This window comes from Burkholderia sp. 4NA327C6, from assembly GCF_005502655.1.
GTDB lineage: Bacteria > Pseudomonadota > Gammaproteobacteria > Burkholderiales > Burkholderiaceae > Burkholderia > Burkholderia contaminans.
Genome location: NZ_SCNZ01000021.1, coordinates 80,644 through 93,291, shown reverse-complemented (window position 1 = coordinate 93,291; position 12,648 = coordinate 80,644). Strand labels below are relative to the sequence as shown.

Annotated in this window: 11 protein-coding genes; all 11 read right to left on the bottom strand. The window is 67.3% G+C overall.

Going from position 1 to position 12,648, the window contains the following annotated elements; genetic code table 11:
- Positions 1-121 precede the first annotated feature (121 nt).
- A complete protein-coding gene (purF, locus tag FFS49_RS21755; protein ID WP_039358327.1) occupies positions 122-1,654 on the bottom strand; it encodes an amidophosphoribosyltransferase in 1,533 nt (510 codons plus the stop codon).
- Between the two features lie 51 nt (positions 1,655-1,705).
- On the bottom strand, positions 1,706-2,200 hold the full coding sequence (locus tag FFS49_RS21750) for a CvpA family protein (protein ID WP_039358324.1): 495 nt from the start codon (positions 2,198-2,200) through the stop codon (positions 1,706-1,708).
- A 6-nt stretch (positions 2,201-2,206) separates the two neighbouring features.
- Positions 2,207-3,046 carry an SPOR domain-containing protein gene (locus FFS49_RS21745; protein WP_039358321.1) on the bottom strand — a complete coding sequence of 280 codons (840 nt, stop codon included), beginning with the start codon at positions 3,044-3,046 and terminating at the stop codon, positions 2,207-2,209.
- A gap of 29 nt (positions 3,047-3,075) precedes the next feature.
- Positions 3,076-4,386 (bottom strand): bifunctional tetrahydrofolate synthase/dihydrofolate synthase, encoded by a 1,311-nt coding sequence (folC, locus tag FFS49_RS21740; protein ID WP_039358319.1) that lies wholly within the window; start codon positions 4,384-4,386, stop codon positions 3,076-3,078.
- A gap of 100 nt (positions 4,387-4,486) precedes the next feature.
- Positions 4,487-5,359, bottom strand: a complete 873-nt coding sequence (gene accD / locus FFS49_RS21735; RefSeq protein WP_039358317.1) for an acetyl-CoA carboxylase, carboxyltransferase subunit beta — start codon at positions 5,357-5,359, stop codon at positions 4,487-4,489.
- Between the two features lie 64 nt (positions 5,360-5,423).
- Positions 5,424-6,239: a tryptophan synthase subunit alpha gene (gene trpA / locus FFS49_RS21730; RefSeq protein WP_039358314.1), complete on the bottom strand. Its 816-nt coding sequence runs from the start codon at positions 6,237-6,239 to the stop codon at positions 5,424-5,426.
- Between the two features lie 41 nt (positions 6,240-6,280).
- Entirely contained in the window at positions 6,281-7,132 is an 852-nt protein-coding gene (locus tag FFS49_RS21725) for a site-specific DNA-methyltransferase (protein WP_105818860.1), read from the bottom strand.
- A 9-nt stretch (positions 7,133-7,141) separates the two neighbouring features.
- On the bottom strand, positions 7,142-8,335 hold the full coding sequence (gene trpB / locus FFS49_RS21720) for a tryptophan synthase subunit beta (protein WP_039358309.1): 1,194 nt from the start codon (positions 8,333-8,335) through the stop codon (positions 7,142-7,144).
- A gap of 54 nt (positions 8,336-8,389) precedes the next feature.
- Positions 8,390-9,091 carry a phosphoribosylanthranilate isomerase gene (locus FFS49_RS21715; protein ID WP_105818861.1) on the bottom strand — a complete coding sequence of 234 codons (702 nt, stop codon included), beginning with the start codon at positions 9,089-9,091 and terminating at the stop codon, positions 8,390-8,392.
- The gene (gene truA / locus FFS49_RS21710; protein ID WP_171026811.1) at positions 9,088-9,900 is read right to left on the bottom strand and encodes a tRNA pseudouridine(38-40) synthase TruA; all 813 of its coding nucleotides are present in this window, start codon (positions 9,898-9,900) and stop codon (positions 9,088-9,090) included. Before truA ends, FFS49_RS21715 begins: the two co-directional genes overlap by 4 nt.
- Positions 9,900-12,101 carry a FimV/HubP family polar landmark protein gene (locus FFS49_RS21705; protein WP_105818863.1) on the bottom strand — a complete coding sequence of 734 codons (2,202 nt, stop codon included), beginning with the start codon at positions 12,099-12,101 and terminating at the stop codon, positions 9,900-9,902. Before FFS49_RS21705 ends, truA begins: the two co-directional genes overlap by 1 nt.
- Positions 12,102-12,648 lie beyond the last annotated feature (547 nt).

The following is a 12,648-nucleotide window of genomic DNA, read 5'->3' as shown; positions in this document are numbered from 1 at the left end:
GGGCCGGTTGCCACCGGCCTTCGCTTTAGCTGTTTTGGGAAGTCGCCCCGCGTCCGCAAGCTGATATCAAATCGACGCAAGGCCACATCCTATCACGCTTCGTCAAAAGCGTGCGCCGGTGTCACTCGACCGACAGCTGCAGGTTCATCTGCGAGCGTTCGGTGTCGCCCGCCGTGTCGCGATCGGCCTGCGATGCCGGTGCGAGACGTGCACGCTCGATCGCATCGAGGTACTCGGGCGTCACGGCGCCGGTGATGTAGTTGCCGTCGAAGCACGACGCCTCGAAGCGTTCGAGCTTCGGGTTGATGTCGCGCACCGCGCGGCGCAGATCGTCGACGTCCTGGTAGATCAGGTGGTCGGCGCCGATGATCTTTGCGACTTCTTCGTCGGTGCGGCCATGCGCGACGAGCTCGCCGCGCGTCGGCATGTCGATGCCGTACACGTTCGGGAACTTCACGGGCGGCGCGGCCGACGCGAAGATCACCGACTTCGCGCCCGCATCGCGCGCCATCTGCACGATTTCATGCGAGGTCGTGCCGCGCACGATCGAATCGTCGACGATCAGCACGTTCTTGTCCTTGAACTCGATGCTCATCGCATTGAGCTTCTGGCGCACCGACTTCTTGCGCACGGCCTGGCCCGGCATGATGAAGGTACGGCCGACGTAGCGGTTCTTGAAGAAGCCTTCGCGATACTCGACGCCGAGCTTCGCGGCGACCTGCATCGCGGCCGGGCGCGACGAATCGGGAATCGGCATCACGACGTCGATCGGCACGTTCGGCAGCTCGCGCTTGATCTTCTCGGCGAGATAGTCGCCCATGCGCAGGCGCACGTTGTAGACCGGCACGCCGTCAAGGCACGAATCCGGACGCGCGAGGTACACGTATTCGAACATGCACGGATTCAGCGTCGGGTTCTCCGCGCACTGCTGGCTGTGGAAATTGCCGGCCTTGTCGATGAAGATCGCTTCGCCCGGCTCCAGGTCACGCACGAATTCGAAACCGATGCCTTCGACCGCCACCGACTCCGACGCGACCATCCACTCGGTGCCGTGCTCGGTCTCGAGCTTGCCGATGCACAGCGGGCGAATGCCGAACGGATCGCGGAACGCGAGCAGGCCGTAGCCGGCGATCAGCGACACGATCGCGTACGAGCCCTGCAGGCGGCGATGCACGCCCGAGACGGCCTTGAACACCGATGCCGGATCGAGCTCGAGGCCCGTGGTCGACAGTTGCAGCTCGTGTGCGAACACGTTGAGCAGCACTTCGCTGTCGGAATTGGTGTTGATGTGCCGGCGGTCGATCCGGAACATCTCGTCCTTCAGTTGCTGCCAGTTCGTCAGGTTGCCGTTGTGCGCGAGGATGATCCCGAACGGCGCGTTCACGTAGAACGGCTGCGCCTCGGCTTCGCTCGACGCCGAGCCGGCGGTCGGGTAGCGCACCTGGCCGATGCCGTAAGTGCCGGGCAGGCTGCGCATGTTGCGCGTGCGGAACACGTCGCGCACCATGCCGTTCGCCTTGTACATGTGGAAATTGCTGCCGTCCGCCGTCGCGATGCCCGCCGCGTCCTGACCGCGATGCTGCAGCAGCAACAGGCTGTCATAGATCAGCTGGTTGACGGGGGATTGGGAGATAACGCCTACGATGCCGCACATGGCATGTCCTTCAGAATGACAAAATCGGTTCCGTCCTGCCCGGCCGCGTCGTCACACGCGTACGTACTGGGCCATGCCGTCGGGCAGGAGCTGCTTCAGCTCGTGCACGCCCTGTTCGGCGAAAGGACGCAATAGCGCATTGCGCCAGAAATCCTGTTTGGGCAGTTCGGTCAGCCCGGCCGCCGCGACCAGCAGCACCACCAGCACGCAGCCGCGGACGAGCCCGAACATCATGCCCAGCGAGCGGTCGACGCCGCCCAGGCCACTCGCCTGCGCGATCCGCGACAGCAGCGCGTTCGCCACGCCGGCGACCAGCACCACGCCGATCACGACCAACGCGAAAGCGATCACCCACTGCGTCAGCGCACCGCCCGGCCAGTTCGCCGGAATATACGGCACGACCAGTCCGACGTAGCGGCCCGCGATCACGATCGCCGCGATCCAGCCGATCAGCCCGAAAATCTCGGACACGAAGCCGCGCCACGCGCCACGCAGCGCAGACAACGCGATCACCGCCAATACAGCGTAGTCGAAAGCCGTCAGCATCGCGCGTTACTGCGTCAGACCGGCTTCGCGCACCTTCGCGATCGCGGCGGAAGCCGCCGCACGATCCGCGAACGGGCCCGCACGCAACAGTGTAGCCGTGCTGCCGTCTGCCTGCTTGCGATGCTCGACATATGCGGGCACGCCCGCCGATTTCAACTTGGTGGCCCACGAACGGGCTGTCGCGTCGTCCTTGAACGACCCGAGCTGCACCGCGAAACGCGCACCGGCCGGCGACGACGGCGACGAAGCATCGCTGGTGTCCGGGCTGGCGGCGTCGGTATTCGCGACGGCCGCGGGCGCAGGCTTCGGCGCAGCCGGTTTCGCCACGGGGGCAGCCGGTTTCGGCGCGGGCTTCGGCGGCGTCACGCCTGCCGTGGTCGTGGTATCGGGCTTCGCGGCCGGCTTGTCGGCCTGCTTCGGTGCGGGCGCCGGTGCGGCCGCAACGGCCACATCGGATGCCGGCGGTTCGTCGTGCGCGACGCCTGCCTGTACGTCGGAGGCGTCATCGTCACGCGATGCGACCGCCTGGTGCGCGGGCCGGTTCGGAATGTCGATTGCGATGTCGTCCGTGACCGGCTTCGGGTGCGAGTCGAGCACCATCGGCAGCACGATCACGGCGGCGACGACGAGCGCGATCGCGCCGACGAGGCGACGGCGCGCGCGTTGCTTTTCTGGAAGGGTCGGATCGAGGAGCAGTGCGTCCGATTCCGGACGCTCGGTGCGGCGCGAGCGTCGCTCGACGCGTTCAGTGGTGCGCTCCGTGCGCACGTTCCGGGAGGTCCCGGTGCGACCGCCGCGCCGCGGGGGCGCGTCGTCGTCTTTCTTGCCGAACGAGAAAATTCCCATGAATGGCTGAGTCCGAAACTGCCCGTCAGTCAGTGTTGCTGCGATTTACGGTAGGCCAGCACGCCGGCAACCGTATGGAAACTGCCGAAAACCACGATTCTATCATTCTCGGATGCTCTTTTTAGTGCATCGCGAAACGCTTCGGCAGGCGACGTGTAACGCGTGACGCTCGAATCGGGCCCCTCCTCCACGCCGGCCTTGCGCAGCGCGGCTTCGAGCTGCTCCGCGGAGGCCGCGCGCGGCAGCGGCAGGTCGGTCACGCACCAGTGGTCGATCTCGCCCTTCAGGTGCTGCAGCACGCCGTCGATGTCCTTGTCGTGCATCGCGCCGAACACCGCGTACGTGTACGGGAAGAAGCCCATGTTGCCGAGGTTCTGCTCGAGCACGGCCGACGCATGCGGGTTGTGCGCGACGTCGAGCACGATCGCCGGCTTGCCGGGCAGCACCTGGAAGCGCCCCGGCAGCTCGACGTTCGCGAGGCCGAGCCGGATGTCCTGCGCGGACACCGGCAGCACTGGACGCAGCGCCTCGAGCGCGGCGAGCGCGGCCGATGCATTGATCAGCTGATTCGCCCCGCGCAGCGCCGGATACGCAAGCGCCGGATAGCGCTTCTCGCGGCCGAGGTAGCTCCACTGCTGGCGCTCCGCGCCTGCCTGCGCCTCGTAACGGAAATCGCGGCCGACCAGCCACAGGTCGGCGCCGATCGCTTCGGCGTGGTCGATCAGCGTTTGCGGTGCAGCCGGATCGCCGCAGATCGCCGGCTTGCCCGAGCGGAAGATCCCGGCCTTCTCGAACGCGATCTTCTCGCGTGTGTCGCCGAGGTATTCGGTGTGGTCGATGTCGATGCTCGTGACGATCGCGCAATCGGTATCGATGATGTTCACCGCATCGAGCCGGCCGCCAAGGCCGACTTCGAGGATCACCGCGTCGAGCCCGCGCGACGCGAACAGGTGCAGGATCGCGAGCGTCGTGAATTCGAAGTACGTGAGCGACACCGGCTCGGCCAACGACGTGCGCGCGGCTTCGACGGCCTCGAAGTGCGGCAGCAGCTCGTCATCGGTGACGTTCTGCCCGTTCACGCGCGCGCGCTCGTTGAATTCGAGCAGGTGCGGCGACGTGTGGCAGCCGACCTTGTAGCCGGCGCGCACGAGGATCGTCTCGAGGAACGCGCAGGTCGAGCCCTTGCCGTTCGTGCCGCCGACGGTGATGACGGGGCACGCGAATTCGAGCTGCAACGCCGCCTTGACCTGCCCGATGCGGGTCAGGCCCATGTCGATGCCGACCGGGTGCGCGCGTTCGAGATGCGAAAGCCACGCGTCGAGAGTGGGAAAAGTGCTCATCGGTTCAAATCTGGATCGGTGCCGCCACTACGCCAAAAAACGAAGCGCGCCGCCTGACGCTGAAGCCAGGCGACGCGCAGTGTTCACAACCTCGCGCCCGTCAGGCCAGCGCGTCGGCCGGTTGCCGCTGCAGCAGCGCGAGCAGCTGCGCGATCTCGTCGCGCATCTTGCGACGGTCGACGATCATGTCGATCGCACCCGTCTTCAGCAGGAATTCGGCGCGCTGGAAGCCTTCCGGCAGCTTCTCGCGAACCGTCTGCTCGATCACGCGCGGGCCGGCGAAGCCGATCAGCGCCTTCGGTTCGGCGATCACGACGTCACCGAGGAAGGCGAAGCTCGCCGACACGCCACCCATCGTCGGATCGGTCAGCACCGAGATGAACGGCAGCTTCGCTTCGGCCAGCTTGGTCAGCATCGCGGTGGTTTTCGCCATCTGCATCAGCGACAGCAGGCTTTCCTGCATCCGCGCACCGCCCGAAGCGGTGAAGCAGATGAACGGCACCTGCTGTTCCAGCGCGTTCTGCGCGCCGCGGACGAAGCGCTCGCCCACCACCGAGCCCATCGAGCCGCCCATGAACGAGAACTCGAAGCAGGCTGCGACCACCGGCAGCGTGTGGATCGCACCGCCCATCACGACCATCGCGTCGGTTTCGCCCGTATCGTCCATCGCTTCCTTCAGACGATCGGGGTACTTGCGGCTGTCCTTGAACTTCAGCGTGTCGACCGGCACGATTTCCTGGCCGATCTCGTAGCGGCCTTCCGGATCGAGCAGCCCGTCGAGGCGCTCGCGCGCACCGATGCGCATGTGGTGGTCGCACTTCGGGCACACGTGCAGGTTCGCGTCCACGTCGTTGCGGTACAGCACGGCCTCGCAGGACGGGCACTTGACCCACAGGCCTTCCGGAATGCCCTTGCGGCTTTTCGGGTCGGTCTGCTTGATCTTCGGCGGCAACAGTTTGTCGAGCCAGCTCATCGTATGGTTTCCTGTTCCGTGGCGGGGCGGGCCAACCGGCCCGTTCCCGCTTCCTGTGTTGTGTTTATCGCGCCGTCTTGCCCGCGCCGTCCAGGGCGGCACGCAGCTCGGCGATGAAAGTCTTCAGCGCGGCCGCGGCGCCTTCCGGCGCAGCGGTTTCGAGCAGCTGCACGAGGCGGCTGCCGATCACGACGGCGTCCGACACCTCGGCCACCGCGCGCGCCGTTTCGGCGTCGCGGATACCGAAGCCGACGCCCACCGGAACCGGCACGCGCGACTTGATGGCCGGGATTTTACCCGCAATGCTCGAAACATCCAGATTTCCTGCGCCGGTCACGCCCTTGAGCGACACGTAATACACGTAGCCGCTCGCGATCTTGCCGACGTCGGCGATGCGTTCGTCGGTCGACGTGGGCGCGAGCAGGAAGATCGGATCGATCTGCGCGGCGCGCATTTTCTCGGCGAACACGCCCGCCTCTTCCGGCGGATAGTCGACCACCAGCACGCCGTCGACCCCGGCCGCCTGTGCTTCGGCCGCGAACGTGTCGACGCCCATCCGCTCGATCGGGTTCGCATAGCCCATCAGCACGACGGGGGTTTTGGGGTCGGTTTCGCGAAAGCGCTTCACGTCGGCGAGCACGCTCTTGAGCGTGACGCCGCGTGCGAGCGCGCGTTCCGACGAGCGCTGGATCACGGGGCCGTCGGCCATCGGGTCCGAGAACGGCACGCCGAGTTCGATCACGTCTGCGCCGCCTTCGGCGAGCGCGTGCATGAATTCGACGGTTTTCGCGGGGTCGGGATCGCCGGCCGTGATGAACGGGATCAGGCCCTTACGGCCTTGTTCGGCGAGCGCGGCGAAGGTCTGCTGAATACGGGACATGGCAATTTTCCTAAATGCATTCGGCGATGCGGCGGCGCGATTCACGCGCACGCCGGCGCGGCGAGCGCGTTCACGCGCTCGTGCGCGATCGCACAATAGCTTTCGTTGATCTCGTAGCCGACGAAGTCGCGCCCCTGCCGTGCGCAGGCCACCGCGGTCGTGCCGCTGCCCATGAACGGATCGAGCACGCGGCCGCCCGGCGGGCAGCTTGCGAGCACCATCCGCTCGATGATTTCCAGCGGCTTCTGGGTCGGATGATCGACGCGCTCCGCGTGCTGCCGGTGCAGGCGCGAGACCGACCAGACGTCCTTCGGGTTGTAGCCCATCTCCAGCCACTTGCTGCCTTCGAACAGCTTGCGCGAGCGGGCCTTCTTCGTATCGGCGTCGTACGGGATGCGGACCGGATCGAGATCGAAGTAATACGACTTGGAAACCGCGAAAAAGCCGATGTTGTCGTGCACCGACGTGAAACGGCGCGTCGTGCCGCCCATGCTCGGCACGCGCCGGTCCCAGATGATCTCGTTGACCATCGTGAGTTGCGTCTTCAGGAAACTGAAGATTTCCGGCGCGTACTGCCACGTGCAGAAGATGTACATCGACCCGCTCGGCTTCAGCTTCGGAATCGCGAGCTCGAGCCACCCGCGCGTCCACGCGAGAAAGTCGTCGCCCGAACGCTTGTCCGAGTCGTTGCCGTAGTCCTTGCCGAGCCCGTACGGCGGATCGGCGACGATCAGGTCGATCGACGCGTCCGGCAGGTGCGCGGCATGGGTCAGGAAATCGCGGTTATGCAGTTCGATACCGGACGGCAGCGCGCGCAGCTCGGCAGCGGCGGGCTGAACCGCCCCCGCCTCGCTCGCGGCGCCGCCGCCCGGTTCTTCGATCAGGTCACGCATCGGTCGGGGTCAGAGCTCGATGCCCGATCGCTCGGCGACCGTGTGCATGTCCTTGTCGCCGCGGCCCGACAGGTTGACGAGCAGGATCTTGTCCTTCGGCAACGTCGGCGCGAGCTTCACGCCATACGCGATCGCGTGGCTCGACTCGAGCGCGGGAATGATCCCCTCGATCCGGCAACAGTCGTGGAACGCCTTCAGCGCTTCCTCGTCGGTAATGCCGACGTACTGCGCACGGCCGCTGTCCTTCAGCCACGCGTGCTCGGGGCCGACGCCCGGATAGTCGAGGCCCGCCGACACCGAGTGCGTCTCGATGATCTGGCCGTTGTCGTCCTGCAGCAGGTAGGTCCGGTTGCCGTGCAACACGCCCGGGCTGCCAGCGATCAGCGACGCCGCGTGATGGCCCGTGTCGATGCCGTCGCCGGCTGCTTCGACGCCGATCAGCTGCACCGAGGTATCGTCAATGTACGGATAGAAGATGCCCATCGCGTTCGAACCGCCGCCTACGCAGGCGATCACGGCGTCAGGCTGCCGGCCTGCGAGTTCGGGCATCTGCACCTTGCACTCGTCGCCGATCACGCGCTGGAAGTCGCGCACCATCATCGGGTACGGGTGCGGGCCCGCGACCGTGCCGATGATGTAGAACGTGCTCTCGATGTTCGTGACCCAGTCGCGCATCGCTTCGTTCAGCGCGTCCTTCAGCGTGCGCGAACCCGATTCGACCGGCACCACCGTCGCGCCGAGCAGCTTCATCCGGTAGACGTTCGCAGCCTGGCGGCGCACGTCTTCCGAACCCATGTAGACCACGCATTCCATCCCGAAGCGCGCGCAGATCGTCGCGGTCGCGACGCCGTGCTGGCCGGCGCCCGTCTCGGCGATCACGCGCTTCTTGCCCATGCGCTTCGCGAGCAGCGCCTGGCCGATCACGTTGTTGATCTTGTGCGCGCCGGTGTGGTTCAGGTCTTCGCGCTTCAGGTAGATCTGCGCGCCGCCGAGCGTCTCGCTCCAGCGTTGCGCGTGATAGATCGGCGACGGGCGGCCGACGAAATGCTTCAGTTCGCGCTCGAATTCGGCGACGAAATCGGGATCGTTCTGGAATTTTTCATATGCCGCGCGCAGTTCGTCCAGCGCGTGAATCAGCGTCTCGGCGACGAACGTGCCGCCATACGGGCCGAAATGGCCGCGATCATCAGGAAGGTTGTACATGGTGTCTCTCTCGATCGGTCGGCGCGCCCGCTTGTCAGGCCGCACCGGCTTGCATCACCCGGCGTCCGCTTCGCGCACCGCGCGTACGAACGCCGCCATCCGGGCGTGATCCTTCACGCCCTTCGCGCCCTCCACTTCGATGCCACTCGAGACATCGACAGCAAACGGGCGCAACTGGCGGATCGCATCACCGACGTTTTGCGCGCTCAAGCCACCACTCAAAACGGCCCGATGCGCGAGCTCTGCGGGAATAAGAGACCAATCGAAGACCTTGCCGCTACCACCGTAATCCGGCACCAGGGTGTCGAACAGGAGGCCGCGCGCTTTCGAATAATGAAGACCCGATTCTACCAAATCGGCCGATTGCGTCGAGGGGCCCACGCGCACCGCGCGCAGCCACGGCAGGCGCGCCGTGCGGCCGAGCGCATCGCACTGCTCGGGCGTTTCGTCGCCATGGAACTGCAGCAGCGTGAGCGGCACGTCGCGCACCACGGCCTCGATCTCGGCTTCGGTCGCGTTCACGAACAGCCCGACCACCGACACGAACGGCGGCGCGAGGCGCGCAAGCTCCGCCGCCTGCGCGATCGACACCGCGCGCGGGCTCTTCGGATAGAACACGAGACCGATCGCATCGGCGCCGAGCGCCGCCGCGTGCAGCACGTCCTCGGGACGCGACAGCCCGCACAGCTTGATGCGGGTGCGCGGCGGCAAGCCGGCCGAGGCGGGATTCGGGGGAGACACGGCGTGATCCGTCATGATTGCGGGTCCAGATCGGCCCAGACGCTGCTCCACGGCACACTGCCGAGCTGCGCGGGCGGGACGGCGAATTCCGCCGGGTAGCCGACGTGGGCGAGGTACAGCCCGTCGGCCATGAATGTGGGCGCCGCGAGCTTGCGGTCGCGCCCGGCCAGCACGTCAGCGAGCCAGTCGGCCGGATAACGGCCGCGACCGACCGCGACGAGGCAGCCCATCAGGTTGCGCACCATGTGGTGCAGGAACGCGTTCGCGCGGAACCGGAAATGGATGAAATGGCCCACGCGCCGCACGTCGATCTGATACAGGTGTTTGACCGGCGTCTTCGACTGGCATTCCGACGACCGGAACGACGAGAAGTCATGCTCGCCGATCAGGTGCGCGGCGGCGGCGCGCATCGCGTCGTCGTCGAGCGGCGTATGGATCCAGCCCGCGCGCCCCGCCAGCATCGGCGAGCGCACGGGATGCACGTACAGCGTGTAGTAATAGGTGCGCTCGAACGCCGAGAAACGCGCGTGGAACGTGTCCGGCATCGGCTTCGCCCATTGCACCGCGACGGTCGGCGGCAGGAACGCATTGGTGCCGCGCACCCACGAGAAAACCTCGCGATCGAGGTCGGTATCGAAGTGCACGACCTGCCCGAGCCCGTGCACGCCCGCGTCGGTCCGCCCGGCCACCGTCGTATGCAGCGGCACGCGCGCGAACTCGGCCAGTGCGTGCTCGAGCCGATCCTGCACGGTCTTGCCGTGGGGCTGCGCCTGCCAGCCGCAGAACGCCGCGCCGTCGTACTGGATGCCGAGCGCGATCCGCATCACGCCTCGTCCGCCAGTTTCGCGAGCAGCGCGCGCGCATCGTCGCGCGTCGCGGCGTCGTTCGCGTCGACCACTTCCTGCAGCAGCGTCCGCGCACCGGACAGGTCGCCCAGTTCGACGTACTCGGACGCGAGGTCGAGCTTGTTGCGCGCGATGCGGGCGAGTTCGTCCGGCGTCAGCGCCGGCAACGCAGCACCTGGCGCGGACGGCAGGTCGAGATCGAAATCGAGCTTCAGCGCGCCGAACTGCGCGCCGCCGAGCGGCGGCAGCGACGACGTCGCGAACGGGCTGCCCGCCTGGCTCGCCGGCGTCGCTGCGTCCGGATCCCAATCGAACTCGTCGTCCTGGTCGGCCGGATGTTCCGGGGCCGGATCGATCGAGCCAATCGGGAGGTGGTGAGCGGCTCGACCGTTAGTTGCGATTTTATCGGTGTCGGACTGCCCTGCTTGCGCAGCCGGCTCGTCCGCCGCCAGTGACGGCTCGTCCGGCGTGCGCGGCGGCAGCGGCATGTCGAGGCTGCTGAGCGCGCTGATCGCGTTCTGCATCAGCGCCGCGTGCTGCGCTTCGGTGGCCGCGGGTGCGGCCGGCGCCTCCGCCGGCATCGCCGCCCCTGGCTCCGCCGACGTCTCGATCGGCGTCCCCGACGACGTTTCGGCCGGCTTTTCGGCGTGCGCTTCGGCCTGCGCTTCAGTCGCGACCTTTTCAACCGGCTCGGCATCGTGCGAAATCGGAGCCGCCTCGCTCACGGGCGGTACTGCGGCGTGTGCGATCGGCAACTCAGGCTGCTCGACATGCGCCGCCGTCACTTCCGGTGCCGGCGATACATCCGTAGCCGGCATCCCGACCGGTTCCGCCGCTGCTGCAGTCGCCACGGCAAGGTTCAAGTCGGAAGCGGCATCGCGCGCAACCGGCATCTCGGGCCGGATCGGCAGTTCCGGTTCGACGGACGGCGCGGCTTCGGCGTGCGCAGTGGCAGCCGCAGCCGCAATACCCCCCGCAGCCGCTGCGGTAGCCGCCGTGTCCGTACCCGCATCGTCCGTGCGTCGGCTCTTCCTGCGCTTGCGCCACGCGAAACCTGCCGCGAGGACGATCACGGCCGCACCGGCCACCGCGGCCGGACGCCAGTCGATCTGCTCGTGACTGCGTGCAGGCGCCACCACCGGCGCGGCCGGTTGCGCGGGCGCCGATACCGATGCCGGCTGCACTGCGCTGGCAGCAACGCCGGATGCCGCTTCGCCTGTCGTCGGCGCAGTTGCGGACGCGCCCGCATCGTTCGCGGCCGGACGCGGCGCGACAGGTGCCGGCGCCGGAGCCGGCGTGACCTCGTTCGTCGTGGCCGGCTTGCCGATCCCGTGCTTCTGCAGTTCCATCAGCACGCGATTCTTCAGCGCCAGCAGTTGCTGCAGGCTCGACGGCCGCGGCTGCGACGCACTCGTGGCAGGTGTCGCGCCGGCCGGTTCGTTCATGCCCGGAACCTGGCTGCCCGACGCAGGCGGGATCACGGCACCGCTCGCGGACGACGGCACCGACTGGATCGCGCCGCTCCACACATGCGGACCGCTTGCACCGGCAACGGGTGCCGCCGGCTGCATGCTTTCGACAACCGATGCGCCGTGGGCAGCCGAAGCACCGACCGATGCCGCCGCGCCAGCGGCCGTCGTCGCTGCGCTCGCACCGCTGACCGGCGCCGCATGCGCGGGCGGCGCCACCGGCGCGGATTGCACGGTCGACCCCGGATGCGGCGCGGACGCACCATGCTGCGCGACTGCCGTGCCGCCCGATGCGGCGGGTGCGGACGCGGCTGCTGCACCGGACGCCGCGGACGCTGCGGATGCAGCGGCCGGCACGACTGCCGCGCCGGTCGCATCGAGCGCCGGCACGGTCAGCGTCGCGCCGACTTTCAGGCGGCTCGCGTCGTGCTTCATGAACGCCTGCGGATTGGCGTCGAACAGCGCGCGACCGGCGCGCGCGAGCACGCCGGGATCGCGTGACTGCGTGGCCGCCTTCGCGATGTCGTTCAGCGACTGGCCCGGCTGGACCGTCACGGTAAGCGGCACTGCGCCGTCGGCAGCGGACGCCGGCAGTTCGCCGGTGCCGGCCGCCCAGGCCGATGCGGTTGCGCCGAGCGCCAGGATCGCCAGCGCGCCACGCACGGCGCGCGACAGACGGGACTGACGCGGAAACAAGGAAATTCGGGACATCGTTGGCTCTATCGCCGCGCGCGGGCGCGGCTCGGATTCGCGGTTGAAAGCATCAATAAAGTTGCCGCAGAAATGCAAAAGCGTCGCGTGGAACGCGACGCTTTCGGCGGGTCTGTGCGTCGTAACCGCATAGTTTACTTCACGTGATCAGGTTCGGGCCGAATTCATCGCCGGCGGGTGCAACCGATTGCGTTCGCGCGTCGGGCCATCCCGCGATCGGGCCGCGGTGGGTGTCCGGCTGCGCACGCTGCGACCCACGCCCGCGATCGACCGGGCACGCACCTGTATCGGATGAAAAACCGACCGGCCGCATCGCCTGCCGAACGCATCCCACATGCCCTTGCTCGCTCGACGATGTGGTTCGCACAACCCGGGGGGGTCGACACAGAACCACGGCCGGGATATCAGGTGCGTTTCCTCAATAATTCGCGCCGCCTGCCGTTATTGGATTAACAAGCGCCAATCAAAATAAATCCATTCGGCCATCACCCCATTCAAATGAATTTCAATTGATCGATAAGAGGCCAATTCTCCCCTCTGATCGTCG